25 protein-coding genes are annotated in these 25,382 nt (G+C 31.9%); 10 read left to right on the top strand and 15 right to left on the bottom strand.

The window, feature by feature from the left end; all coding sequences use genetic code 11:
• The first annotated feature begins 110 nt into the window (after positions 1-110).
• Positions 111-1,379 carry a sterol desaturase family protein gene (locus KLA_RS12625; RefSeq protein ID WP_013620161.1) on the top strand — a complete coding sequence of 423 codons (1,269 nt, stop codon included), beginning with the start codon at positions 111-113 and terminating at the stop codon, positions 1,377-1,379.
• Here KLA_RS12625 and KLA_RS12620 read toward each other — a convergent pair whose 3' ends face one another.
• Genes KLA_RS12620 through rsfS form a run of 6 tightly spaced genes read right to left on the bottom strand, consistent with a single transcriptional unit; the run spans position 1,380 to position 6,112 of the window.
• Positions 1,380-1,646, bottom strand: a complete 267-nt coding sequence (locus KLA_RS12620; RefSeq protein WP_013620160.1) for an acyl-CoA-binding protein — start codon at positions 1,644-1,646, stop codon at positions 1,380-1,382. It lies immediately after the preceding gene.
• Positions 1,639-2,304: a phosphatidylserine decarboxylase family protein gene (locus tag KLA_RS12615; protein ID WP_013620159.1), complete on the bottom strand. Its 666-nt coding sequence runs from the start codon at positions 2,302-2,304 to the stop codon at positions 1,639-1,641. Before KLA_RS12615 ends, KLA_RS12620 begins: the two co-directional genes overlap by 8 nt.
• A complete protein-coding gene (locus tag KLA_RS12610; protein WP_013620158.1) occupies positions 2,294-3,097 on the bottom strand; it encodes a phosphatidate cytidylyltransferase in 804 nt (267 codons plus the stop codon). Before KLA_RS12610 ends, KLA_RS12615 begins: the two co-directional genes overlap by 11 nt.
• A 2-nt stretch (positions 3,098-3,099) precedes the next feature.
• Positions 3,100-3,711 carry an LUD domain-containing protein gene (locus KLA_RS12605; protein WP_013620157.1) on the bottom strand — a complete coding sequence of 204 codons (612 nt, stop codon included), beginning with the start codon at positions 3,709-3,711 and terminating at the stop codon, positions 3,100-3,102.
• A 31-nt stretch (positions 3,712-3,742) separates the two neighbouring features.
• On the bottom strand, positions 3,743-5,725 hold the full coding sequence (gene ftsH, locus KLA_RS12600) for an ATP-dependent zinc metalloprotease FtsH (RefSeq protein WP_013620156.1): 1,983 nt from the start codon (positions 5,723-5,725) through the stop codon (positions 3,743-3,745).
• Positions 5,726-5,734: 9 nt separating this feature from the next.
• Positions 5,735-6,112 (bottom strand): ribosome silencing factor, encoded by a 378-nt coding sequence (rsfS, locus tag KLA_RS12595; protein ID WP_013620155.1) that lies wholly within the window; start codon positions 6,110-6,112, stop codon positions 5,735-5,737.
• 93 nt (positions 6,113-6,205) lie between these two features.
• Between rsfS and KLA_RS12590 the strand changes: the two genes are divergently transcribed.
• Complete coding sequence (locus KLA_RS12590) at positions 6,206-6,937, top strand: biotin--[acetyl-CoA-carboxylase] ligase (RefSeq protein ID WP_013620154.1); 732 nt, start codon at positions 6,206-6,208, stop codon at positions 6,935-6,937.
• Here the strand turns inward: KLA_RS12590 and KLA_RS12585 are convergent.
• Complete coding sequence (locus tag KLA_RS12585; protein ID WP_013620153.1) at positions 6,934-7,326, bottom strand: orotate phosphoribosyltransferase; 393 nt, start codon at positions 7,324-7,326, stop codon at positions 6,934-6,936. The genes KLA_RS12590 and KLA_RS12585 overlap by 4 nt on opposite strands.
• A gap of 4 nt (positions 7,327-7,330) precedes the next feature.
• Positions 7,331-7,972, bottom strand: a complete 642-nt coding sequence (gene pyrE / locus KLA_RS12580; RefSeq protein ID WP_013620152.1) for an orotate phosphoribosyltransferase — start codon at positions 7,970-7,972, stop codon at positions 7,331-7,333.
• A 7-nt stretch (positions 7,973-7,979) separates the two neighbouring features.
• Here pyrE and KLA_RS12575 point away from each other — a divergent pair, with 7 nt between their 5' ends.
• Positions 7,980-8,567, top strand: a complete 588-nt coding sequence (locus tag KLA_RS12575) for an NUDIX hydrolase (RefSeq protein WP_013620151.1) — start codon at positions 7,980-7,982, stop codon at positions 8,565-8,567.
• A gap of 2 nt (positions 8,568-8,569) precedes the next feature.
• On the opposite strand, the gene KLA_RS12570 is transcribed toward KLA_RS12575, so the two are convergent.
• The 3 genes from KLA_RS12570 to KLA_RS12560 form a co-directional block, all read right to left on the bottom strand.
• Positions 8,570-10,315, bottom strand: coding sequence for a M14 family metallopeptidase (locus KLA_RS12570; protein WP_013620150.1), 1,746 nt, complete (start codon positions 10,313-10,315; stop codon positions 8,570-8,572).
• 43 nt (positions 10,316-10,358) lie between these two features.
• Complete coding sequence (coaD, locus tag KLA_RS12565) at positions 10,359-10,814, bottom strand: pantetheine-phosphate adenylyltransferase (RefSeq protein ID WP_013620149.1); 456 nt, start codon at positions 10,812-10,814, stop codon at positions 10,359-10,361.
• Positions 10,815-10,891: 77 nt separating this feature from the next.
• Entirely contained in the window at positions 10,892-11,866 is a 975-nt protein-coding gene (locus KLA_RS12560) for a D-alanine--D-alanine ligase (RefSeq protein ID WP_034646253.1), read from the bottom strand.
• A gap of 102 nt (positions 11,867-11,968) precedes the next feature.
• Here KLA_RS12560 and KLA_RS12555 point away from each other — a divergent pair, with 102 nt between their 5' ends.
• From KLA_RS12555 to KLA_RS12540, 4 genes are all read left to right on the top strand, one after another.
• Positions 11,969-12,523: a PASTA domain-containing protein gene (locus KLA_RS12555; protein ID WP_034646274.1), complete on the top strand. Its 555-nt coding sequence runs from the start codon at positions 11,969-11,971 to the stop codon at positions 12,521-12,523.
• Between the two features lie 25 nt (positions 12,524-12,548).
• Entirely contained in the window at positions 12,549-13,583 is a 1,035-nt protein-coding gene (locus KLA_RS12550) for an RluA family pseudouridine synthase (protein WP_034646252.1), read from the top strand.
• Positions 13,584-13,673: 90 nt separating this feature from the next.
• Positions 13,674-14,435 carry a peroxide stress protein YaaA gene (gene yaaA / locus KLA_RS12545; protein WP_013620145.1) on the top strand — a complete coding sequence of 254 codons (762 nt, stop codon included), beginning with the start codon at positions 13,674-13,676 and terminating at the stop codon, positions 14,433-14,435.
• 51 nt (positions 14,436-14,486) lie between these two features.
• Complete coding sequence (locus KLA_RS12540) at positions 14,487-14,861, top strand: hypothetical protein (RefSeq protein WP_013620144.1); 375 nt, start codon at positions 14,487-14,489, stop codon at positions 14,859-14,861.
• A 1-nt stretch (position 14,862) separates the two neighbouring features.
• Here KLA_RS12540 and KLA_RS12535 read toward each other — a convergent pair whose 3' ends face one another.
• Positions 14,863-15,411, bottom strand: a complete 549-nt coding sequence (locus KLA_RS12535) for a hypothetical protein (RefSeq protein WP_013620143.1) — start codon at positions 15,409-15,411, stop codon at positions 14,863-14,865.
• A gap of 164 nt (positions 15,412-15,575) precedes the next feature.
• Positions 15,576-15,704: a 30S ribosomal protein THX gene (locus KLA_RS17850; RefSeq protein WP_075695785.1), complete on the bottom strand. Its 129-nt coding sequence runs from the start codon at positions 15,702-15,704 to the stop codon at positions 15,576-15,578.
• 317 nt (positions 15,705-16,021) lie between these two features.
• Between KLA_RS17850 and KLA_RS12530 the strand changes: the two genes are divergently transcribed.
• On the top strand, positions 16,022-19,474 hold the full coding sequence (locus KLA_RS12530; protein WP_034646250.1) for a pyruvate carboxylase: 3,453 nt from the start codon (positions 16,022-16,024) through the stop codon (positions 19,472-19,474).
• A 298-nt stretch (positions 19,475-19,772) separates the two neighbouring features.
• Positions 19,773-22,157, top strand: a complete 2,385-nt coding sequence (locus KLA_RS12525) for a TonB-dependent receptor (protein ID WP_034646249.1) — start codon at positions 19,773-19,775, stop codon at positions 22,155-22,157.
• A 121-nt stretch (positions 22,158-22,278) separates the two neighbouring features.
• Here the strand turns inward: KLA_RS12525 and KLA_RS12520 are convergent, their stop codons facing one another.
• Together KLA_RS12520 and KLA_RS18255 are read right to left on the bottom strand one after the other, a co-directional pair.
• Complete coding sequence (locus KLA_RS12520) at positions 22,279-23,070, bottom strand: hypothetical protein (protein ID WP_034646248.1); 792 nt, start codon at positions 23,068-23,070, stop codon at positions 22,279-22,281.
• Positions 23,071-23,243: 173 nt separating this feature from the next.
• Complete coding sequence (locus KLA_RS18255) at positions 23,244-23,384, bottom strand: hypothetical protein (RefSeq protein WP_013620138.1); 141 nt, start codon at positions 23,382-23,384, stop codon at positions 23,244-23,246.
• 180 nt (positions 23,385-23,564) lie between these two features.
• Between KLA_RS18255 and KLA_RS12515 the strand changes: the two genes are divergently transcribed.
• On the top strand, positions 23,565-25,202 hold the full coding sequence (locus tag KLA_RS12515; RefSeq protein WP_034646247.1) for an ABC-F family ATP-binding cassette domain-containing protein: 1,638 nt from the start codon (positions 23,565-23,567) through the stop codon (positions 25,200-25,202).
• Positions 25,203-25,382 lie beyond the last annotated feature (180 nt).

The raw sequence follows: 25,382 nt of genomic DNA, 5'->3' as shown, positions 1-25,382 counted from the left end.
ATGGTTGATAAATATGCAAAAGCTACTCTGTACAGAGTAGCTTTTTTTGTTAAAAACAGCAATGTAAGACGTTTGTTTTTTTTTAGTATATTTGAGTAAACCAGACATTTATGATTAGCTATACCACTGCTCTTTTATACGCTATTCCGTTTTTTATGATTTTAATGGCCTTAGAAATAGGCTACGGATATTTTGTTAAAAAACAAATGTATACGGTTTTAGATACCGTATCTAGTATAAGCTCTGGTTTTACTAATATTATAAAAGATTCTTTGGGTATAGGTTTGTTAATTGTTTCTTATCCGTATTTAGAACGTAATTTGGCATTGGTTAATATCGGTAATTCATGGGAGGTTTGGGTACTTGGTTTTATATTTATAGATTTTGCTGGTTACTGGAATCATAGATTGAGTCATAAAATCAATATTTTTTGGAATCAACACGTAATTCATCATAGTAGTGAAGAGTTTAATTTGTCTTGTGCATTGCGACAATCAATTTCTAATTTAATTGGATATGTACCTTTATTGTTGCTTCCTGCAGCTCTTCTGGGAGTTCCAGAACAAGTAATTGCTGTTTTAGCACCGTTGCATTTGTTTGCTCAATTTTGGTATCATACAAGGCATATAGGTAAGTTGGGTTGGTTAGAGTATGTAATTGTTACGCCATCTCAGCATAGAGTACACCATGCAATTAATCCGGAATATATAGATAAAAATTTAGGTCAGATTTTTAGTTTCTGGGATCGTTTGTTTGGTACTTTTCAAGAAGAGTTAGATGATGTTCCACCGCAATACGGAGTTTTGAAACCTGCAGCAACATGGAATCCTGTTCACATAAATTTTCAGCACTTTTGGAGATTAGTAAAGGATGCTTGGTATACGAAAAATATATGGGATAAAATTAAAATTTGGTTTATGCCAACAGGGTGGAGGCCGGCAGATGTGAAAGAAAAATATCCAATAGCAATTATTGAAGATGTGTATGCTTTTAAGCGTTATACTACAGAAGCTTCTAAATTATTTAAAGGATATATTCTTTTTCAGATGTTTGCTACATTAGGACTTATGCTTTTTTTGTTTTACAATTTTGAAAACATAGGGTTTGGTGCAGCTTTGCTTTACGGAGCATTTATTTTTGTTGGTGTATATGGTTATACCACCTTAATGGATAGAAAAAAATATGCATTAACTATAGAGGTAGTAAGGAGTATGTTAGGAGTAGCCTATTTAATAATTCAAAATGGTTGGTTTGGAATGCAAACATATTTTGCAGGAGCAACAAGTGTAATGTTAAGCTATTTTTTAATAACAATAACGGCAGCAGTATATTTTACGTTGTTAGAAAAAGAGTTTTTTAATAATGAAATTGTGGCTTAATTAAGCTTTATCCTTAATTTCTTTGTTCACCAACTTTATATAATTTTTCATAGCCTGTTTAGGCGTTAAGTTTTTTGCTTGTATTAAAGCATTAGCTTTAAAAGCATTAATTAAAGGGGTTCTACTACCTGGGTTATCAAAGTTTTTGTGTGCTATACGGTAATATGCATACAGTTTTAAAAGTAAATCTGCAGGTAATGGTTCTGTATAGTTATTAACGTGCTCTACAGACTCTAAAAACTCTTTATGTAATTTGTCATTAGTCATTTTGGCTTGGTAATGTAGCAATACAAGTTTTAGCACCAATAACTTTTTGGTTTAATTTAACAGTAACCACAGTATCTAATGGTAAAAAAATATCTACTCTAGATCCAAATTTTATAAAACCAGCATCTTCACCTTGGTGTACACTGTCACCAACTTTAGCATAGTTTACAATTCTTTTAGCTAAAGCACCAGCAATTTGTCTGTATAAAATATCTCCAAATTTAGGCGTGTTTATTACAACAGTAGTACGTTCATTTTCTGTACTTGCTTTTGGGTGCCATGCAACTAAATATTTTCCAGGGTGGTATTTAGAATATTTAATAGAACCAGATGCAGCGTACCTTGTAACATGTACGTTAACAGGAGACATAAATATAGATATTTGCTTACGCTTACCTTTAAAATATTCTGGCTCTTCTACTTCTTCAATAACTACAACTTTACCATCTACAGGAGCTAAAATATCATCAAAAGTTCTTTTTACTTTTCTTTTAGGGTTTCTAAAGAACTGTAGTATCAATATTAAAAAAACAAGGGCAACAACTTGTAGTCCTATTTTTAACCAGTTTAGTGTAACAAAATACTCTGCAGATACAATTGCTGCAACTACTAAAATAAAGGTAATGATGATAATTTTTTGTCCCTCTTTATGAAACATGTGAAAATATAATTAATGTTAAAAATGCAAATGGAGCAGCAAAGACTAAACTGTCTAAACGGTCCCAAATTCCTCCGTGTCCTGGTAATATTGCTCCGCTATCTTTTACCTTAGCTTTTCTTTTAAATTTAGATTCTATTAAGTCTCCTAAATTGCCAGTTACAACTATTACGGTTGCTAATATAAGCCATTGTAGTATACTTAAATTATTTTCAAAGATAGAAATAATATACGCAGCAATTAAGGCAAATACTAAACCGCCAGCTGCACCTTCAATAGTTTTTTTAGGGGAAACCGATGGAAAAAGCTTTGTACGGCCTAATTTACGGCCAACTAAGTAAGCAAAACTGTCATTTACCCAGATTAATATAAAAATACCCATAATCAATATTTTTTCAAAACCACCACCTCTGTAAGGTATCATTGTTAAAAAAATACAGCCACCACCTAAAAATAATAATCCGCAAAGAAATTTTTCAATAGGAGTAAACACTTTCTCTTTTTTAGAAAGTAAAAAGTATAGTAATAGAATGTCTGTAACTAAAGTTGCTACAAGTAATATATTAATTATCCATTCTTTTTGTATTAAATATATGTATGCCCACCAAAGTGCTAGGTAGGCAACAAAAACGTAGTATCCTTTTAATTTAACTATGCGCTTATACTCAAATAAACAAGCCAAACCAAATGCCATAAATAAAAAGTCGAATGCATCTGAATTTAAGAATACAGCTGATAATAAAAGCACTACGTATATAATGCCTGTTATTGCTCTTTTGTAAATTTCTTTCATACTTATAAATCTTCCATTAAGATAAGATATAAGTTTTTAGCTGTACTTCCGTAAGACAAAAAATCATCTTCTTCTTTTATATTAGACTGAAAATGTTTTATAGTGGTGATATTTGCAGGAATTCTGCCTTGGTATTTCTTTTTTATACTTTTTAACCCATCTCCTAAGCTAGCCGTAAGTTGGCTAGTAGTTGCATATACAATAAAATTGTCTGGTAGTTCATTCATTTTTCTTTCTTTTAATTGATTAGAAGAAATTAGAATAGAACCATTCTGAGCTATTAAGTGCTCACAAGTTGTAAAAAATACGGTACTTTTTTTGGTAGATTTTGAAAACGAAATATGTTCATTAGCAAATTTTTTCTCTAACCTGTCATCTAAAGAAAAGAAAGAGTTGTTTTGCCATCCGTTTTCCTCTACAATGTTTTGTAAAGCAGATGATACTTCATCATCAGAATCACAATAAATAAATTTTCCACCATTTTTTTTAAAGTAAATGGTAAACTTTTCGTCTATAGGCAAATCCAGTTCTGGCATATGCACACCACGATTTTCAGCGGGTGCATCCGAACTCTTTTTTTTACTAGCGCCAAAAAGTTTACCAAATATGCTCATTAAAAATATTAAAATTTATGGTGTGTACGTACTATTCTTCCTCAGAAGAATTGGTAGTAGCGTCTTTTTTTGCTTCTTCTTCAGCATTTTCTTTAACATCTTTAGCAAAAGGTCTTTTTCCAAAAATCTTTTCTAAATCATCTTTAAAAATAACTTCTTTTTCTAACAAACGCTCTGCTAACTCTGTAAGCTTGTCTTTGTTTTTGTCTAAAAGATCTATAGCTCTTAGGTATTGCTCTTCTATTAATTTTGAAATTTCTTCATCAATAATACGAGCCGTTTCTTCGCTATAAGGTTTAGAGAATCCATAAGAGTCTTGCCCAGAAGAATCATAATATGTTAAGTTACCAATTTTATCGTTTAAACCATAAACAGTAACCATACCTCTTGCTTGTTTAGTCACTTTTTCTAAGTCACTTAAAGCACCTGTAGATATTTTATTAAAAATAACTTTTTCAGCAGCACGTCCACCAAGAGTAGCACACATTTCGTCTAGCATTTGCTCAGAACGTACAATTAAGCGCTCTTCTGGTAAATACCATGCGGCTCCTAAAGATTGTCCTCTTGGTACAATGGTAACTTTTACTAACGGTGCAGCATGTTCTAGCATCCAACTTACGGTTGCGTGCCCTGCTTCATGGTAAGCAATAGTTTTCTTTTCTCCAGGAGTTATTATTTTGTTTTTCTTTTCTAAGCCACCAACTATACGGTCTACTGCGTCTAAAAAGTCTTGCTTGTTTACAGCTTTTTTCTCTTTACGTGCAGCAATTAATGCAGCTTCATTACATACGTTAGCTATGTCTGCTCCAGAAAAACCTGGTGTTTGTTTAGCTAAGAAATCTAAATCTAAAGTTTCAGCTGTTTTAATAGGCTTAACGTGTACTTCAAAAATTTCTTTACGTTCTCTAATATCTGGTAAGTCTACATAAATTTGTCTGTCAAAACGACCAGCTCTCATTAATGCCTTGTCTAACACATCTGCGCGGTTTGTTGCAGCTAATACAATAACATTTGTGTTGGTGCCAAAACCATCCATTTCTGTTAATAACTGGTTTAATGTGTTTTCTCTTTCATCATTAGAACCTGTAACGTTGTTTTTACCACGAGCTCTACCAATAGCATCAATTTCATCAATAAAAATAATTGCAGGAGATTTGTCTTTGGCTTGCTTAAATAAATCACGCACCCTAGATGCACCTACACCTACAAACATCTCTACAAAATCTGAACCAGATAGTGAAAAGAAAGGTACTTTAGCTTCACCAGCAACAGCTTTAGCTAATAATGTTTTACCAGTACCAGGAGGGCCTACTAATAAAGCTCCTTTTGGTATTTTACCACCTAAAGAGGTGTATTTTTCAGGATTTTTTAAGAATTCTACAATTTCTTCAACTTCTTCTTTAGCACCTTCTAAACCTGCAACATCTTTAAAAGAAGTACGTGTATCTGTTTTTTCATCAAATAATTTAGCTTTAGATTTACCAATGTTAAATATTTGGCCTCCGGCACCACCACCGCTACCACCAGACATTCTACGCATCATAAATATCCATATACCTATGATTAGTACAAATGGTAATAGTGTAAATAATAAGTTTTCAAACGTATTAGATTCTTTTTCGCTATCTATAATTGTATCAACATTATTTAATGCTTTAGCGTCTTTAATTTCTTTTTCAAAAATTTCTAAAGAAGCATAGTTTACAACATAGCTAGGAGATTCTGTAGGATTTAAAGAAAAACTAGGTTTAGAAACAGGTTTGTGAGAATCTTTTTCTAGCGCTTCTTCAGTTAAGTATACCTTTGCATAGCCTGCATTAGATATAATCATAACTTTTTTAACGTCACCATTTTTAATATATTCTAATAAATCTGATGTAGTTTTTTTTCTGGTAGAAGATAAGCCATCACTGCTTAAAAACTGAAATCCTATAATTAATGCTACTAAAATACCATAAATCCACCATGAGTTAAATTTAGGTTTGTTAGGTTTTGTATTATTGTCTTTTGCCATTCTATTTATTTACTGGTTATAACTACTTTCTATAGCGGTAACTTTTGCGTCTCCCCAAAGTCCTTCTATATCATAAAAGTCTCTTGTTTGCTTTTGGAAAACGTGTGCCACAACATTAACGTAGTCTAATAAAACCCATTCAGAATTGTCTGAGCCTTCTACGTGCCAAGGTTTATCCTGTATAGCTTTACTAACGGTTTTTTGTATTGAGCTTACTATTGCATTAACGTGCGTGTTAGAGGTACCGTTACAAACTACAAAGTAGTCGCATACCGTATTTTCTATTTCTCTAAGGTCTAGTAAATTTATATCGTGCCCTTTTACTTCTTCAATTCCTTGTAAAATTAAAGTTATAAGTTCGTCTGCACTAGCTGTCTTTTTTTGCATTCAAAAATTTTAGATTATACAAAGTTATTGTTTTTTTGTTTTTTTAACTATTGTTTTTAACATAAGATTGCAGAATATTATTATAATCTACATATGCAGATAATCAAACTTAATGCCACCAGCTCTACAAATCAGTATTTAAAAGAGTTAATTATGTCTACTTCAGTAGAAGATTTTACAGTGGTTATAGCAGAAAAGCAAGAACAAGGACGTGGGCAAATGGGCACGAAATGGCTTTCTGAGCCTGGTAAAAACCTGACTTTTAGTGTTTTAAAAAAAGGTGAGACTTTGGAGGTTGCAGATCAGTTTTTGTTAAATATGTGTGTGTCTTTGGCAGTGTATGAAGCCTTAAAAGAACTTAATATACCAAGTTTAGCTGTTAAGTGGCCAAACGACATTCTGTCAGCTAATTCTAAAATATGTGGAATTTTAATTGAAAATATACTGATTGGCAGTAAAATACAATCTTCTATTATTGGTATAGGTCTAAATGTAAACCAGCTTACATTTAATAATTTGCCTAATGTATCATCTTTAAAATTACTTAAAGGAGTAACTTTTAATTTAGATGAAGTTTTGCAGGTAATTATAGTAAAGTTAAAAAAGTATCTTACGTCAAATTATTTAAATAGTCCGGATGTTTTAAGAACTTTATATCAGGAAATTATGTTTAGAATACATAAACCATCTACCTTTAAAAGTAAAGAAGGAGAAGTGTTTATGGGCTTTATAAAAGGAGTATCCTCTAGCGGAAAATTGATAGTTCTACTAGAGGATAATATTTTTAAAGAGTATAACTTAAAAGAAATACAATTGCTATATTAAATAACACTTAAGTTGCTTGATAAGGTGTCTATAAATTTTGTAATAGGGCCTTTTATCATCATAGCCATCATAGCGTTAAATTCGCCTTCAAAACTAAGAGTAACTTCTGTTTCTGTTGCGGCAATGCTATTAATGTCTGCAGTTAATGTAAACGGAAGTTTATCACTAGCTGCTCCTAATATTATTTTATTGTTAGGGTGTTGCTCTTTTAATTTTAAAACTATTTCTGGCATTCCTTTAAGTGCAAAAAGAAATTTATCTTCGCTTAATACCTCAAACTTACTAATGTTTTCTGGCATTAATTTTTCAAAGTTTTTAATGTCAATTAAAAAATCAAAAACTTCTTTATCACTTTTGTTTACTGTTTTTTTTGGTGCTTCTATATGCATATTGTTATGGTTTCCAAACTGCCGGATTGCTTTTCCATTGCAGTAGCGTGTTTAATTGTTCTTCTTTTATGTAATTAGTGTCTGATGCCTGTTGTATTAAGTTAGGGTAGTCACTAAGTGTATGCAATTCAATGTCTTCAGTTTTAAAGTTTTCATCGGCAACGTTAAATCCGTAGGTAAAAATAGCTACCATACCTTTAACATTTGCACCGGCTTCTTTTAAAGCTTTAACCGCATTTAAGCTACTTTTTCCTGTGCTAATTAAATCTTCTATAACTACAACGTTTTGGTTAGGAGATAATTGACCTTCAATTTGGTTTTGTCTTCCATGAGATTTTGGTTCTGGCCTAACGTATACAAACGGAAGTCCTAAATACTCAGCAACAAGCATACCAATACCAATGGCACCAGTAGCTACACCAGCAATAACATCTGGTTTGCCGTATAGTTCTTCTACTTGCTTAGCCATTTCTTCTCGTATATAGTTACGAATTATAGGATAAGATAGAATTATTCTATTATCACAATAAATTGGTGATTGCCATCCAGAAGCCCATGTAAAAGGATTTTCTGGTTTCAACTTAATTGCATTAATTTGCAATAAAAGTTCGGCTGTTTTTTTTGCAGTGTCTTTATTTAAAACCATAGCGCAAATGTATAAAGTTTTTGTGAATGAATTGCCCTTGATTTTGACAAATAAACTGTCAGACATAGCAGATAATAAATATTTTTTATTAAATGAGGAGGCAATTAATGAGGCAATTAAAGCCTTGTCAAAGAATAAATTGCCAAAGGCTTACATATATCATCCTAATAAAGAGGAGATTTTAAAAAAATTCTCTAAAAAAATACCTATTGTAGTAGCTGGTGGTGGTGTAGTAACAAATAAAGAGGGTAAAGTACTTTTTATTTATAGAAATGATAAATGGGATTTGCCTAAAGGAAAGCTAGATAAAGGCGAAACTATAGAGCAATGTGCTATTAGAGAGGTTGAAGAAGAAACAGGTGTACAAGGATTGAAAATTGAAAACCTGTTAAAAATTACATACCATATTTTTAAAAGAAATGGCAAGTATAAACTAAAAGAGGTGCATTGGTTTGCAATGAAAACATCTTACAAAGGGGAGCTTACTGGCCAAATTGAAGAGGGTATAGAAAAAGTGAAATGGAAAGGCCCAAGCAAAATTGCTAAGGCCCTAGAAAATTCTTATGCTAATATTAAAATTTTGTTTGAAGAATAATTTTAATTGTTCTTCATTAATTTATATATAGGATATTGCATATGTGCTTTTTCATAGTGTTCAGATTTTTTGTGCAACCAATTTAGCTGTGCGTACCAATTTTTAGCAAAGTTTTCATCTGTAGACTTTATGGTGTCAAACTCTGCTTTTAATTTAGGGTTGTTTTTTAATAGTTTGGCAGCTACGTCTTCAAAAACATAAGGAGAAAAACCTTCTTTCTGTTGTAAAATTGTGTCAAAAAAGTTCCAATTAAAAAAAGAATCTACAGCCTCTGGCTCTAGAGTTTCTAACAGGTAACGTATACCTCTTTGGTTGGTAGGTACGTAGTAATCACCCTTATAAAACTGCACACTTTGGTTGCTGGTGGTAACAGTTGTGTTGCTATGTGGGTAATGCCCTTCATATGCAGATTTACGAGTGTCATAATCTTCTATTCTGTATGTCTGTACCGTAATTATAGTATCTTTCTCTAGTTGAGTATACTCTATTTTATTTGCATCAAGATGTGGAATTACTTTTTTCCATCCCTTGGGTATTATGTAAGCCTCTGGTACTGTTACAAAATTTGTAGGAGTCATATAATTGCTATAGATAACTTCTTTTGTAAAGGGCTTAGATCTGTCATATTTTAATCTGGTTAAGCCTGTTACTTCGCTCTCTATATAGTCTGCCTCATAGCCTTTAAAATTTAACGTAGAAGTCTTTGTGGTATCTATTTTAAATTTTACTGGGTAGGTGATTTTTTCTTGATCTGCAGCAAATGCATTAGCTCTTAATTCTTTAATTTTTTTGCCATCTTTTTCAGAGATATCTATCATTTTTTGCATAAGATAATATGTGCCCATAACTCGTTTTTTGTACGGTTTAAGCATATGTGTTTCTACCATTAAACCTAATGTGTTCCATAGGGTAGTGTAGCCAGTAGAATACCTTGGATAATCCATAAATTGAGAAAAACCTTTTTCAGGTACACTATTAAAAACATTAACATAAGGTGTTATAGGCCAATTAATTTCTTCTAAAGAATTTTCTAAAGTAGGCATCATCTCTGTATGAAGATAATTGCCTAAATCACCACCTAATTTATTATGTTGTGTAAATAAGTGTGTTAAGGTGTATTGGTAATCTGCGCCATTACTAACGTGGTTATCTATAAAAATATCTGGTTTTGTTAAATGAAAAATTTCAGCAAAAGTTTTTGCATTTTTAGTGTCATTTTTTATAAAATCTCTGTTAAGGTCATAATTTTGTGCATTGCCTCTAAACCCATATTCTTTGGGTCCGTTTTGGTTGGTTCTAGAGGTAGAATTACGGTTTAATGCACCGCCAATATTGTAAATAGGAATAGTAGTTAATACGGTATTTCTTGGAGCTCCAATTTTGTTTACCACTAAATCTCTAAATAAAAGCATAGTAGCATCTATACCGTCACTTTCTCCTGGGTGTATACCGTTATTTATTAGAATTACAGTTTTGTCTTCTAACTTATTAAAGTTAAACTCACCATCTGGATTATAAGTTACTAAATGTAATGGCAAGCCACTGTCTGTTTCGCCAATAGTAAGTACGTTTATTTGCGGAAACTCTTTAGCAAGTTTAATGTAAAAGTCTATAACTTCTGTGTAAGTTGGTGTTTCTAATCCGTTGCTGGTTTCAAAAAAAGTCTGAAAATCTTTTTCTTTGTCTTCTGGTTTTTCGCTACAGGCAATAATGCACAAGAAGCAGAAAAGACTAATAATTTTTTTCATTCTCTAAAATAGTTTTTTGGGGTTTAATAAGTTTTAGTAGAGTTTACATAACTCTAACAGTATCTGGTACTAAGCTGGTATAATCTCCGTTGTTTCTAATTACGTCTCTAACAATAGAAGAGCTTATGTATGATTTACCAGAGGATGTAAGTAAAAACACAGTTTCAATTTCAGATAATTTTCTATTGGTGTGTGCAATAGCTTTTTCAAACTCAAAATCTGCAGGGTTACGTAAACCACGTAAAATAAAATGTGCGTCTACTTTTTTACAAAACTCAACAGTAAGGCCTTCGTAGGTCATTACTTTTATTTTGGGTTCATCTTTAAAAGCTTCGCTAATAAATTTCATCCTTTGTTCTAAAGTAAACATGTATTTTTTATCGGCATTAATACCAATAGCAATAATTACTTCATCAAAAAGGGTAATGCCTCTGTTAATAATATCTGTATGGCCTAATGTAAGCGGATCAAAAGATCCCGGAAAAATGGCACGTTTCATATAGTTGTGGTTTAATGTTTTGTAAAAATACACTAGGTTTTCTAATGGTTTTTTTACAAGTGATAAAGTTACTTAATTTATCTTAAAGCCTCAGTTATAGCACTCTCAAACAATTGCGATAGAGAAATACCTGCTACAGCGGCTTGTTGTGGTAAAATACTTTCTTCTGTTAGTCCAGGTGTTGTGTTCATTTCTAACATAAAAGGCTCATTATCTACAAAAATAAATTCGCTTCTAGAGTAGCCTTTCATTTTTAAAATCTTGTACACGCGTAATGCTATATTGCTAACCTTTTCTTCTTGTTCTTTAGTAATACGAGCAGGAGTAATTTCTTGAGATTTGCCTTCATATTTGGCTTCGTAATCAAAAAAGTCGTTCTCAGTAGTAATTTCTGTAATGGGTAAAACTTTAGGCTCTCCGTTGTACATAATAACTCCAACAGAAACTTCTGTACCATCTAAAAAGGCTTCAATAATAATTTCATCATCAGCCAAGTAAGCATTTTCAATAGCTTTAGGTAAATCTTCTTTTTTGTGTACTTTAGATATGCCAAAGCTACTACCAGCTTTATTAGCTTTTACAAAGCAAGGTAACCCAACTGTATTTATAATTTCGTCTTCATTTACAACATCACCTTTATTTAGGTAGTATGATGCGGCTGCTTTAATACCATAAGGCTTTAACGTGCTAAGTAAATCTCTTTTATTAAAAGTTAATGCAGCTTGGTAAAAATCACAAGCAGTTTGTGTTATTCCAATTAAGTTAAAATAAGCTTGTAAATAACCATCTTCACCAGGTGTACCATGAATTGCGTTAAAAACACAGTCAAACTTAATTTTAAGCCCATTTTCAATAATGCTAAAATCACTTTTATCTACAGGAGACTCAGCATCATTAGCATCTACATACACCCATTTATCTTTTAAAATGTGAATTCTATACAGGTTAAACTTGTTAGAATTTAGGTGCTTATAAGCAACGTTTCCGCTTTTTAAGGATATTTTATACTCGTTAGAGTAGCCTCCCATAATTATGGCAATATTTTTTTTCATGATAAATTAATAAGGGTCATAAATGCAAATAACAAATATCATTTTTTTAAATTAAAGAAAAAAGCATTGGGTTTTATATATTTGTGCGATAATATTATAGTTATGCGAAATTTTTTCAACTTTTTAAAAAGTAAAACATTAATAATACAATTAGGTATAGCCCTAGGAGTAGTAATAGTTTTAGTATTTGTTGTTTTACAATGGCTAAAGTCTACAACAAACCACGGTGAATTTGTAGAGGTGCCAGACTTTTCTAAAATGACTGTTTCTCAAATGAAGCATGAAATAGATAAAGCTGGGTTACGTTCTCAGATTTTAGATTCTGCTAACTATAACCCTAATTATCCTAGGTTTTCTATTATAGAGCAAAATCCACCAGCAGGTAATAAGGTAAAAAAGAATAGAAAAATATACTTTACAGTAAACCCATCTGGGTATAAAAAAGTATCTGTACCACAAGTTATACAAAAAACCAAACGTAATGCAACTTCTATGTTACGTGCCGTTGGTTTAGATGTTTTAAAGGTAACTTATATAGATGATATAGGGGAAGATATGGTACTAAAAATTAAGTACAAAGGTAAAGTAATTAAAGCCGGAGAGAAATTGCCAAAAACCTCTAAAATAGAGTTGGTATGTGGTAACGGAAACCACTAAATAATAATAGTTTAGCTACATATTTATGAGTGAAGAATTTGGACCAGAAGCCAATGATGATGAACTTTATGAGCACCATAAAGTAGTTGCTGCTAAAGGGCAAGAGCCACTGCGTATTGATAAATTTTTAATGAATTTTATAGAGAACGCAACTCGTAGTCAAATACAAAAAGCAGCAAAAGATGGTCATATTTGGGTAAATAATGTAGTTGTTAAGCAAAATTACAAGGTAAAAGCTGGAGATGATATACGTGTTATGTTTAGTCATCCTCCTTATGAGTTTTTATTGCAGCCAGAAGATATTCCTTTAGATATTGTTTATGAAGATGATGTGCTTTTGGTGGTAAATAAACCAGCGGGTATGGTAGTGCATCCAGGTCACGGAAATTATTCTGGAACTCTAATAAATGCTTTGTTACACCATTGTAAGGTAGATTTGCCAAACAACAGTAGTGATAGGCCAGGTTTGGTACACCGTATAGATAAAGATACCTCTGGACTTTTAGTAGTTGCAAAAACAGAAGCTGCAATGACATTTTTATCAAAACAGTTTTTTGATAAAACGTCAGAAAGAGAATACGTAGCTATTGTATGGGGAAATGTAGAGGCAGATGAAGGTACTATAGAAGGACATTTAGGTAGGCACCCAAAAAACAGGTTGCAAATGCACGTTTTTCCAGAAGGAGACCAAGGAAAAGAAGCTATTACGCATTACAAAGTTTTAGAACGTTTAGGCTATGTTACCGTAATTTCTTGTAAGTTAGAAACGGGAAGAACGCACCAAATTAGAGTGCATATGAAGCATATTGGTCATACTTTATTTAATGACGAGCGCTATGGAGGCGAGCGTATTTTAAAAGGTACAACCTTTACAAAGTACAAGCAATTTGTAGAAAATGCATTTAAAATACTACCAAGGCAAGCCCTACACGCTAAAACTCTTGGTTTTGTGCATCCTGTAACAAAAGAGTTAATGCAGTTTAATACAGAAATTCCTGAAGATATGGCCAGTGTTATAGAAAAGTGGAGACACTACGCTAAACACTCTACAGAGAATTAGTTTTTGCAATAGTGGTATTTAAAATCTCTTTTGTTGTTTGTACAAAACATAAAAAATGATTCTTAATTTTAGCATCAAATTATAGATAAGATGAAGATTGTTATTTCACCAGCTAAGTCGTTAGATTTTGAATCTAAACTGCCAACAGATAAATATACAGCGCCTAAATTTTTAAAGCAGGCCACTAAATTAAATACTATTTTAAAAAAGAAATCTCCTAAGGCTATATCTGAGCTTATGAGTATTTCTGATAATTTGGCACAACTAAACTGGCAACGCAATCAGGACTTTACAACGCCTTTTACAACTAAAAATGCCAGACCAGCAGTGTATGCTTTTAATGGCGATGTTTACCAAGGGTTAGATGTGTATTCTTTGTCAGAGGATAAGTTAGAGGTTTTACAAGATAAATTAAGAATACTATCTGGTTTATATGGTGTTCTTAAGCCGTTAGATTTAATAATGCCTTATCGCCTAGAAATGGGAACTAAAATGGCAGTAGGTAGTAATAAAAATTTACACGAATTTTGGAAGAAAGATGTAACAGCGTACTTAAATGAAGAGTTACAGGAAAATGAAATTTTTGTAAACCTTGCAAGTAACGAGTATTTTGGTGCAGTAGATAAAAAAGGTTTAAAGTCTACCATAATTACACCTGTTTTTAAAGATTGGAAAAATGATAAGCTAAAGGTAATTAGCTTTTATGCAAAAAAGGCTAGAGGATCTATGGTGCGTTATATTGTAGATACTAATGCAGAAACCTTAAACGATATTAAAAAATTTACTACAGACGGCTACGCTTTTAGTCAAGAGCATACAGAAAAAGAAAATATGCCAGTTTTTATTAGATAATAATATCTTTAAAACATCGTTTTTTATAGTAGACAATAATATATGTTTCCTATGAAAAATAAAATTCTACTTCCTTTAATACTACTAGTGCTAACTATCTTTAGCTGTGATGATAGAGATGATAACCTTGAAGCAGTAAATATTAGAATAAAAAATGTTAGTGCGGTAGCTTATGACGTAGTACAAATAAATGGAGATACCGAAAATGTACATACAGATGTTGCATCGGGTGCATTGTCAGACTATTTTGAGTACGAAACAGCATACGCATATGCATCTATAGTAATAGAAACAGAGGAACAAACCTATACTTTACAGCCAATAGACTATGTAGGTGAAACACCTTTGCCTTTAGGTTTTTATACCTATGAGCTAAATATAACGGAAGAAGGTAATAGCGTAGAATTAAATTTAGTTGTAGACTAAATTAATTTTGTCTTTGCTTTTGTATGTTTTCAGCAATTTTTATTGCTAAAGCTCTCTTTTTAGATAATAATCTTTCAATTTCAGCTTCTAAAGCAACACGTTGTTTTTCTAATTCAGCTGCTTCTAATAATAAAGCGTTGTCTTTAAGTTCTAATTCAGATGAAACTGTATTAATACCGTTTTGAGTAAATATGTCTAAAGCTGTTATAGTGTTTTCAACATCTAATAAAGCTAATTTTGCGTAGTGTCTACCTAAATCCCAATCTTTAGGAGCAGCAGCCTTATCAATATTTTCTAATCCTTTTAAGACCGAATTTTTTGCATCTGCACAATTACAATCTTTCATTAGCCTATTTGTTTTCTCTAAAGCAATGTAAGCTTTGTTAGCATAAAATTTTTGATGATCAAAATTATCTGCCTTTAAAGATTTTTTGGCATAATTTAGAGCGTAAGAGCTTGCAGAGTAAGCATTGTCACAGTTAGATACTGGAGTACTTGTAAAACCTGTTGTTATTACAAGAGAAATAAATACAAATGCACTTTTAAACATAATCTTGGGGGTTGGTTTTGTTTGTAATTTGGAATTACAAAGTTGGTTTATTTTTGGCTTTTATTAAAAGTTATGTGGTAAACATAAGCAAAGTTGTGGTGAAAAACGCTTTTTATATCGGTTAAACTGTTTGTTTTTATGGATAAAAAGCATAAGTTGTTGACTTACTTCTTTTTATCTGGACTTATTTTTTCTTGTAATGTAGGCTGTTTTTTAATTTTTCTTTTTCTTCTAGCACCATAAGTGCCATTTATTATTTTACCTCTTTTAGATTTTTTATCTCCTTTTCCCATAGTGTTCATTAAATTCCCTTAAAAGGTAGTAAATTTTAAGTAGAATGTCAAGTCTAATTTTAAAAGTATTCAGAATAAAATATTCATTAAAACACATTCATTGCTTGTTAAATAATTGTAATATAGATAAAATAGTGACAATTTGATACGAAATACCTCTGTTTTGTAAAATTTTAATATTGTTAAAAACCCTTAAATGAAGTACCTTTGAAAACAGCAAATCAGGTAATAATTCTGTTAAATTATTTTGGTTATCTATAATTAATTTGATAAAATTATTAGAACTAGTAAGTAAACACTAATAAATACATTAATAAATGAAGATTAACAAGGTTTTAGTAGCTAATAGGGGAGAAATTGCAATCCGTATTTTTAGAGCTTGTGTAGAAATAGGCATAAAAACGGTAGGTGTATATACCTATGAAGATCGTTACTCGTTACACAGGTATAAAGCAGATGAATGTTACCAGATTGGAGAAGATCATGAGCCTTTAAAACCGTATTTAAATATAGATGCTATAATACAAGTAGCAAAGGATAATGGAGTAGACGCCATACATCCTGGTTACGGATTTTTATCTGAGAATGCTGAGTTTGCACAAAAGTGTGCAGATAATGATATAATTTTTGTTGGGCCTAAAGTTTCTGTTCTTAAATCTTTAGGAGATAAAATAACAGCAAAAGAAGTTGCTGTAGCTAATAATGTACCTGTAATACAAAGTAGTGATAAAGATTTAACAGATGTAAGTATAGCTATAGAAGAAGCTAAGCGTATAGGTTATCCAATTATGTTAAAAGCTGCTTCTGGCGGTGGTGGCCGTGGTATGCGTGTTATACGCACACAAGAAGAGTTAGAAAAGGCTTTTCCTGAAGCTCGTAGAGAGTCTTTAAATGCTTTTGGTGATGACACTGTTTTTCTTGAGAAATTTGTAGAAAACCCAAAACATATAGAGGTACAAATAGTAGCAGATACACACGGTAATATGGTGCACTTATATGAGCGCGATTGTTCTGTGCAAAGACGTTACCAAAAGGTAATAGAGTTTGCTCCTTCTATTGGTTTACCTCAAGAAACTAGAGATAGTTTGTATAAGTACGCTATAGATATATGTAAAGCAGTAAATTATAATAATATAGGTACTGTAGAGTTTTTAGTAGATGATGATGGTAGTATTTACTTTATAGAAGTAAACCCAAGAATACAAGTAGAGCATACAGTAACAGAAATGATTACCAATATAGATTTAGTAAAGGCTCAGCTATTTATTGCAGGTGGTTACAAATTATCAGATCAGCAAATAAAAATACAAGATCAAGAATCTGTAAAAATTAACGGTTACGCACTGCAATGTAGAATTACTACAGAAGATCCTGCAAACGACTTTAAACCAGATTATGGTGTAGTTACAACTTACAGAAGTGCTTCTGGTTTTGGTATTAGGTTAGATGCAGGTAGTATTTATCAAGGAGTGCGTATTTCTCCGTTTTTTGATTCTATGCTTGTAAAAGTTTCTGCTATTAGTAGAACATTAGACGGCTCTTGTCGTAAAATGCGTAGGGCATTGGCAGAGTTTCGTATTAGAGGTGTAGAAAGTAATATGGCGTTTTTAGATAATATTTTAAAACACCAAACTTTTAGAGACGGTAAGGTTACTGTAAATTTTATTAAAAATGAGCCTTCATTATTTGAGTTTGTAGAGCCAAGAAACCGAGCTAATAAACTTATAGAATACCTTGGGGAAACCATAGTTAATGGTAATCCAGATGTAAAAAAGAAAGATCCTAACCACGTTTTTTCTAAGCCCAAAGTACCTTCTTTTGAGAAAATGAGTTCTTACCCAAAAGGAACTAAAGATTTACTAACAGAATTAGGTCCAGAAGGTTTTGCTACCTGGTTAAAAAATGAGAAAAAAGTTCATTTTACAGATACCACAATGCGTGATGGTCACCAAAGTTTATTGGCAACTCGTATGCGTACTATAGATATGTTAAAAGTATCAGAAGGCTACGCTAAAAACTTTCCGGAAATATTTAGTATGGAAGTTTGGGGTGGTGCTACGTTTGATGTTTGCTTACGATTTTTACAAGAAAACCCTTGGGAGCGTTTGGCATTATTACGTAAATCTATGCCAAATGTATTGCTACAAATGCTTTTACGTGGTTCTAATGGCGTTGGTTATACAGCTTACCCAGATAATTTAATTGAAAAATTTGTAGAACAATCTTGGGAAACTGGGGTAGATGTATTCCGTATTTTTGACTCTCTTAACTGGATGAAGTCTATTGCTCCTACTATAGAACACGTACGTAACAGAACTGGTGGTTTAGCAGAAGGATCGCTTTGCTATACAGGTGATATTTTAGATCCTAAAAAAACAAAGTATAATCTTAAATATTATATTCAATTAGCAAAAGATATAGAGAATGCAGGTGCGCATATTTTAGGTGTAAAAGATATGGCTGGGTTATTAAAACCTAATGCTGCGTTTGAGTTAATATCAGCCTTAAAATCTGAAATAAATATACCAATACATTTACACACTCATGATACATCATCTATACAGGCGGCAATGTATTTAAAAGCTATAGAAGCAGGAGTAGATGTTGTAGATGTAGCACTAGGCGGGTTATCTGGTTTAACATCACAACCAAACTTTAACTCCCTCGTAGAAATGTTGCGTTTTCATGAGAGAGAAAATAAGTTAGATACAGATAAGCTAGCAGAATACTCTAACTACTGGGAAACCGTACGTAATTATTACTATACTTTTGAGTCTGGACTAAAATCTGGTACAGGAGAAGTATATAAACATGAGATTCCAGGCGGACAATATTCTAACCTAAAAGGGCAGGCAATTGCATTAGGTTTAGAAGATAAATTTCCTGAGGTAACAAAAATGTATGGTGAGGTTAACCAATTGTTTGGAGATATTGTAAAAGTAACCCCTAGCTCTAAAGTGGTAGGTGATATGGCGCAGTATATGATTAGCAATAACCTAACTGTAAAAGATGTTTTAGAGAATGGTGATAGTATTTCTTTTCCGCAATCTGTAATTAGTTTCTTCAAAGGAGATTTGGGACAGCCAGTAGGCGGATTCCCAAAAGAACTTCAAAAAATTATTTTAAAAGATCAAGAGGCCTATACTGAAAGACCAAATGCACACCTAGAGCCTATAGATTTTGATAAAGAATTTAAAACTTTTAAACGAAAGTTTAAGAAAGGAATGGGACGAGATTTAGAAATTACAGATTTCTTGTCGTATAAATTATATCCAAAGGTATTTACAGACGCTTATAACAACCACGTTAAATACGGTAATGTTATGAATATACCAACAAAAAACTTCTTTTATGGTATGGAGGTAGGAGAAGAAATTTTGGTAGAATTAGATAGAGGTAAAAATGTATTGGTGTCGTTAATGCTAAAAGGAGAGCCAGATGAAAACGGTTACGTTAGTATTTTCTTTAAAATAAATGGGCAATTACGTAATGTAATGGTTAAGGATAAGGCTGTAAAAGTTATTAAGACTCAAAACGTAAAAATAGATAAAGATAACCCTAAAGAAATAGGAGCTCCTTTACAAGGCTTATTATCTAATGTTTTAGTTAAAAAAGGACAAGAGGTGAAAAAGAATCAACCTTTGTTTGTAATTGAGGCAATGAAAATGGAAACAACAGTAACCGCTACAGCAGAAGGTGTTGTAGATAAAATACAACTAACAGGCGGAGCACTTGTAAATTCTGATGATTTAGTTTTAGTGCTTAAGTAATATTTATAGCAACTATTTTAAAATAGTAAACACCATTTCTCTACAATTAGGGGAATGGTGTTTTTTTGTTTGTAAACTTTTAAACATACCTAGTTTATTCTATTTATCTAAATAAAAAAACGCATTGTTAATTTTTTTATGAATTTTTGTTTATTTTATGTATATGATTTAATTACTTAAAAATCAATCATTTAAAATTAGTTTTAACTTTCTATTTATATTTATTCTAAATAATTTTGTTGCTACAATTTTCAGTTTTACTTTTGGGCATTATTTTAAATAAATCTAAATAAGGATTATGTGTAAAAAGTTATGTTTACTATTTGTATTAGCAATTCAAATGTCTTTTGCTCAATCACAAATAGAAGGTTATGTTACAGATGCTAACAATGAGCCAGTGAGCTATGCTAATGTTTTTTTATCAGGAACAAAAATTGGAACAACTACTAATGAAAATGGTTTTTTTACGATTTCTAATTTAAAAGAAGGCACCTATAACGTAAAAGTATCTTATGTTGGTTACCATGGTGTTGTTAAGTTGGTTACATTAAAAGAAAACGAAACTATTAAGCTTACTTTTAAGTTAGAAGATAATTTAAAATTAGAAGAGGTTGAGGTTTTTGGTAACAGATTTGAGCATCCAGACAAAATTGAAGCACTTACACGTTTACCTTTAGCTCCTTATGAGCAAATTCAGAGTATTTCTATCATTTCTGATAAATTAATAGAGCAACAAGGAAACCTTACAATTTCTGATGCAACTAAAAATGTACCAGGTGTTTATACATTTGCTACTTATGGTAATAAAAGAGAGAGTATGTCTTCACGTGGGTTTAGAGGTATTCCTATTTTAAAAAATGGAGTGCGTGTACATTCAGATTTTAGAGGGCAGGGAATACTAACAGATATGCAAGGTGTAGATAACATTCAGGTTTTAAAAGGTGCTGCATCTATTACACAAGGTGTAGCAACAGATTTAGGTAGTCCGGGTGGTGTTATTAATATAGTAACAAAAACCCCAAAATACTACTCAGGAGGTTCTGCTTCATTACGTGTAGGTAGTTTTGGGCAAACACGTGCTACTTTTGATGTGTACGGGCCTCTAGATAACGCTAAAAATTTAGCATTCAGAATTAACGGAGCTGTAGAAAGATCTGATAGCTACAGAACAGGTGTGTCATCAGACCGTTTTTACATTAATCCTTCTTTAGAGTGGAGGTTAGATGATAAAACAACCATTACTGCAGAAATGGATTATTTAGATGACAGTAGAACTCCAGATGTTGGTACTATAAATTTAGATGAGAATAATGTAAATGCAATTTATGACCTACCAGATAATATATTTTTAGGTTATGCAAATGACAAAGCATTAACAAAAAACGCAACGTACTCTATTCGTTTTAACAGAGAAATAAATGATAAATTAAGTATTAAAGCAGCTTATTTTTCTTCTACACTAGATTTAGATGATAAAGGAGCTAGTTTAGGAAATGTAGTTACAGATACAGATGACAACCCTATTTACAACCAAAGAAATCGCGGTTATGCAATTTCTACACGTAATGATAAAAATAGCGTGTTGCAGATAGATTTAATTGGTGATGAAGTGCAAACAGGAAATATAGCACACACTTTTCAGGTTGGTTTTGACTATAGAACTACTGAATATAGTACCACAAGTCAAAGCGGATCTAATTTAGATATTGTAGACGTTTTTAATCCTTCTTCTAACTCATCAACACTGCCAGCAGATTTAGGTTTTGGAGATGTAAGTATAGGAGAATCTGAGTCTAGGTCTTTAGGAGTAGTTGCGCAAGATGTAATAACATATAACAAATGGTTAAAATCTTTTATAGGCTTGCGTTACAGTAAAACACTAACAGATGCAGCAACAGAAACGACAGAAAGTGATGCCTTTAACCCGTTAGTCGGACTTATAATTACTCCAATAGAAAATATAAATGTTTTTGCATCTTATACAAATAGCTCTTACCCAAGAACAGGTACTAGGTTAGATGTAAATGGAAATCAGTTAGGTAATGAGCGTTTTGATCAATTAGAAGCCGGCGTAAAAACAAATTGGTTAGACAGCCGTTTGCGTTTTAATTTTACTTATTTTAAAATCAATAATAAAAATATTAATTTACCTGTTTATGATGAAAATTGGGTGGCTACTGGTTTTTATGAAAAAGGAGGTAATGACGAGCGTAAAGGTGTAGAGGTAGAATTAAGTGGTCGTATTTTAGATAACTTAGAAGTAATAACAGGATATAGCTATATAGATGCGCAATACAAAGAACATACATCTTTTGTATATGGTTCTGCTCCTTTAAATACGCCAAAGCATACTTTTAATGTGTACGCAAATTATAGTTTTAAACAAAAATTAAAAGGATTATCTGTAGGCGCAGGAGTGTACTACACAGGAGAAAGACCAATTAACGACTGGAGTGCAGGAGCTGTAACTCATGAAGGTATTGTGCCTAACCAAGAACCTTTTTATGTGGATTCTTATACGCAAGTAAATGCGCAAGTTTCTTATGCACTTAACAAACAATGGAGTTTACGCTTTTTGGTAAACAATGTGTTTGATCAAATTGGGTATAATGCATACAGAACTCGTTACATTAACCAAACAGATCCAAGAAATTTTGCAGGAGTACTAACCTACAGGTTTTAATAAGTTAGTTTAAGTTTATAATGAGAAAAGTACAACCGTAGTTGGTTGTACTTTTTTTGTAAAAAGAAAACCCCTAAAACCATTTTGGTTTTAGGGGTTTTATATGATAATCATAGATTTTTTAAAATCTATATCCAATACTTAAACCAGCACGTACACCAGCCCAAGGACCATCTAAATCTATTTCTGCTCCATTGGCGTCTACTTTATACTCTGTATCTACTAAAGGAATATCTGTGTCTTGTAAAGTTTCTAGTAAAGCGTCCTGTTCGTTTTGAGATAAGACTCTAGAAGATACACCTTTTAAGTTTCCGTTACTAGATCCAATGTGCGGACCAGCAATCCACCAGTCTAAAACAAGGTTGCTTCCTAGGTTAAACTGAGATCCAAATAACAAACCAAAAGTATTACCTTTAACAGTACCGCTAGTGGTTAAAGTTTCTGTTCCTCCACCATCTGCATCAAAACTAAAGTTTACATTTTTAAAAGTGTATTTAGACGCTCTAAAAAACGGAGCTAAATAAAAGCCTTTTCCATATCCTTTTTTCCCTGTGTAAATACGTACTTCTGGTGTAAAACTAGAGTAGCTCATTTTACCGTCGTTTACAATATTAGATAAATCATCATCTTCGTCTTCATCAACAAAAGAACTCCCAAATGGAATACCGCCTTCTGGTATTGTACCATAAGATAACGCCACAGAAAAAGTTTTATTTAAAACCCTCTCGTACTGAAATTGAAAGTTTCTAAAAACTAAACTTGTTAAACTTAGTTTAGCAATGTTTTTTTTGTCTTGATACTCTAAAACAGATTGCTCTGCATTGTTGGTTTGGTCAGTAGATTCTAGTTCTTGTGCGTAGGTAAAACACGTTACAGATAAGAACGTTGTAAGTAGTAAAATTTGTTTTTTCATTGTTTATTTTTAATTATTGAAACTAAACGATTCTTGTAAGAATTTATTGCAATTATATGCTTTTTTCAATTATTAAAATAAAATATTCTATAAACGGTAAATGTTTTTTTAAACAAAAGAAAAGCCCCAAAATCATTAAGATTTTGGGGCTTTTGCATATAAAGCTTGTAAGGTTATTTCTTATTTTGCTGATCCTTAATGGTTTCGGAGTCAATATCAAACTTGTTTGTGTCTATATCCGTATTACCTGTTGGGTTTGTAGGATTTGATTGTTTTACTTTTCTTTTTAATCTCTTATCATCTATAATTCCCATATCATTTGTTTTTTATGTTCATCTACAATATACAATTAATATAAAAAAAAAGTAGTTAATAGACTTGTAAGTCTTTGTTAATGAGTGTTAAATGGACGATTTAGTGCTTTTTGATAAACTATTTAAACTATCTACTAAATTCTTTACTTTTTGTTAGTTTTGCAGTCTTAAATTATAAAAATGATTACAGTAGATAATATTGCAGTAGAATTTAGCGGAACAACCTTATTTAGTGGTGTAAATTTTGTTATTAATGAAAATGATAAAATTGCATTAATGGGTAAAAACGGGGCTGGAAAATCTACAATGATGAAAATTGTTGCTGGCAAGCAAAAGGCAACAAAGGGTAAAGTTAGTTGCCCTAAAGATACTGTAATTGCTTATTTGCCACAGCATTTATTAACAGAAGATAACAGTACGGTAGTAGAGGAGGCTTCTAAGGCTTTTAGCCATGTTTTTGAAATGAGAGACCGTATGGCTTATTTAAATAAAGAGCTAGAGACAAGAACAGATTATGAGAGTGATGCCTATATGAAAATTATAGAAGAGGTGTCTGAACTTGGTGAGCAATATTATGCCTTAGAAGATGTAAATTATGATGCTGAGGTAGAAAAAGCATTAAAAGGATTAGGATTTAGATCAGAAGATTTTACAAGGCAAACAAGTGAGTTTAGTGGTGGTTGGCGTATGCGTATAGAGCTAGCAAAAATACTATTACAAAAACCAGACTTGATACTGTTAGATGAGCCAACAAACCATATAGATATTGAGTCTGTAATTTGGTTAGAAGACTTTTTGATAAACAAAGCAAAAGCTGTAATGGTAATATCGCATGACAGAGCTTTTATAGACAATATTACCAATAGAACTATAGAGGTTACTATGGGTAAAATTTACGATTACAAAGCAAATTATACTCATTACTTGCAATTAAGAGAAGACCGTAGAGCGCATCAAATAAAAGCCTATGAAGAACAGCAAAAGTTTATAGAAGATAATATGCGTTTTATAGAGCGTTTTAAAGGAACATACTCTAAAACAAACCAAGTTTCATCAAGAGAACGTATGTTAGAGAAATTGGAGATTATAGAGATTGATGAAGTAGATAACTCTGCTTTAAAATTATCATTTCCATCTGCACAGCGTTCAGGAGATTACCCAGTTACTGTAGAAGACTTAACAAAAACATACGGAGACCATACAGTGTTTAAGAACGCTAATATGTCTATCTCTAGAGGAGAAAAAGTATCTTTTGTTGGTAGAAACGGAGAAGGTAAATCTACAATGATAAAATCTATTTTAGGCGAAATAGAGTATGAGGGCAAATGTAGTTTAGGACATAATGTGCAAGTAGGTTATTTTGCTCAAAACCAAGCGTCATTACTAGATCCAGATTTAACTATTTTTCAAACAGTAGATGAGGTTGCTAAAGGAGATGTGCGTACTCAAATAAAAAATATTTTGGGTAGGTTTATGTTTAAAGGAGATGATGTAGATAAAAAAGTAAGTGTACTATCTGGAGGCGAAAAAACAAGGTTAGCAATGGTAAAATTATTGCTAGAACCGGTAAACCTATTAATATTAGATGAACCTACAAATCATTTAGATTTAAAATCTAAAGATGTTTTAAAAGAAGCATTGTTAGATTTTGATGGTACTTTAATACTTGTGTCTCATGATCGTGATTTTCTACAAGGTTTGGCAGAAAAAGTATTTGAATTTAAAGATCAACGTGTAATAGAACATTTTGAAACTATTGATGCTTTTTTAGAGCGAAATAAGATTAAAAACATAAAAGACATCGATTTAAAAAAATAGCGATTATATTTTATTTTTGATATAAGCCCAAACATTATATTGTTTAGGGCTTTTTTTTATTGTATAAATTGAACAGTTGTACAATTTATAAATTGAATAGTACTTTTAGTGCTAACAAACTTGTTTTTAGTTAGTTATGTGTTTTGTTTAAACTTTTATTAACAATGGAAGCTCTTTATT

This window comes from Cellulophaga geojensis KL-A, from assembly GCF_000568425.1.
Taxonomy (GTDB): domain Bacteria; phylum Bacteroidota; class Bacteroidia; order Flavobacteriales; family Flavobacteriaceae; genus Cellulophaga; species Cellulophaga lytica.
This window is presented reverse-complemented; position numbering and strand designations above follow the sequence as displayed.

Coding starts and splice junctions, on each gene's coding strand:
- pyrE (WP_013620152.1), bottom strand. CDS start 7,972: ATGGTTTTAAATAAAGACACTGCAAAAAAAACAGCCGAACTTTTATTG.
- KLA_RS12530 (WP_034646250.1), top strand. CDS start 16,022: ATGAAGATTAACAAGGTTTTAGTAGCTAATAGGGGAGAAATTGCAATC.
- KLA_RS12605 (WP_013620157.1), bottom strand. CDS start 3,711: ATGAGCATATTTGGTAAACTTTTTGGCGCTAGTAAAAAAAAGAGTTCG.
- KLA_RS12540 (WP_013620144.1), top strand. CDS start 14,487: ATGAAAAATAAAATTCTACTTCCTTTAATACTACTAGTGCTAACTATC.
- KLA_RS12555 (WP_034646274.1), top strand. CDS start 11,969: ATGCGAAATTTTTTCAACTTTTTAAAAAGTAAAACATTAATAATACAA.
- KLA_RS12575 (WP_013620151.1), top strand. CDS start 7,980: ATGTATAAAGTTTTTGTGAATGAATTGCCCTTGATTTTGACAAATAAA.
- yaaA (WP_013620145.1), top strand. CDS start 13,674: ATGAAGATTGTTATTTCACCAGCTAAGTCGTTAGATTTTGAATCTAAA.
- KLA_RS12570 (WP_013620150.1), bottom strand. CDS start 10,315: ATGAAAAAAATTATTAGTCTTTTCTGCTTCTTGTGCATTATTGCCTGT.
- KLA_RS12520 (WP_034646248.1), bottom strand. CDS start 23,070: ATGAAAAAACAAATTTTACTACTTACAACGTTCTTATCTGTAACGTGT.
- KLA_RS12625 (WP_013620161.1), top strand. CDS start 111: ATGATTAGCTATACCACTGCTCTTTTATACGCTATTCCGTTTTTTATG.
- KLA_RS17850 (WP_075695785.1), bottom strand. CDS start 15,704: ATGGGAAAAGGAGATAAAAAATCTAAAAGAGGTAAAATAATAAATGGC.
- KLA_RS12535 (WP_013620143.1), bottom strand. CDS start 15,411: ATGTTTAAAAGTGCATTTGTATTTATTTCTCTTGTAATAACAACAGGT.
- ftsH (WP_013620156.1), bottom strand. CDS start 5,725: ATGGCAAAAGACAATAATACAAAACCTAACAAACCTAAATTTAACTCA.
- KLA_RS12550 (WP_034646252.1), top strand. CDS start 12,549: ATGAGTGAAGAATTTGGACCAGAAGCCAATGATGATGAACTTTATGAG.
- KLA_RS18255 (WP_013620138.1), bottom strand. CDS start 23,384: ATGGGAATTATAGATGATAAGAGATTAAAAAGAAAAGTAAAACAATCA.
- KLA_RS12620 (WP_013620160.1), bottom strand. CDS start 1,646: ATGACTAATGACAAATTACATAAAGAGTTTTTAGAGTCTGTAGAGCAC.
- KLA_RS12525 (WP_034646249.1), top strand. CDS start 19,773: ATGTGTAAAAAGTTATGTTTACTATTTGTATTAGCAATTCAAATGTCT.
- KLA_RS12615 (WP_013620159.1), bottom strand. CDS start 2,304: ATGTTTCATAAAGAGGGACAAAAAATTATCATCATTACCTTTATTTTA.
- coaD (WP_013620149.1), bottom strand. CDS start 10,814: ATGAAACGTGCCATTTTTCCGGGATCTTTTGATCCGCTTACATTAGGC.
- KLA_RS12590 (WP_013620154.1), top strand. CDS start 6,206: ATGCAGATAATCAAACTTAATGCCACCAGCTCTACAAATCAGTATTTA.
- KLA_RS12515 (WP_034646247.1), top strand. CDS start 23,565: ATGATTACAGTAGATAATATTGCAGTAGAATTTAGCGGAACAACCTTA.
- KLA_RS12560 (WP_034646253.1), bottom strand. CDS start 11,866: ATGAAAAAAAATATTGCCATAATTATGGGAGGCTACTCTAACGAGTAT.
- rsfS (WP_013620155.1), bottom strand. CDS start 6,112: ATGCAAAAAAAGACAGCTAGTGCAGACGAACTTATAACTTTAATTTTA.
- KLA_RS12585 (WP_013620153.1), bottom strand. CDS start 7,326: ATGCATATAGAAGCACCAAAAAAAACAGTAAACAAAAGTGATAAAGAA.
- KLA_RS12610 (WP_013620158.1), bottom strand. CDS start 3,097: ATGAAAGAAATTTACAAAAGAGCAATAACAGGCATTATATACGTAGTG.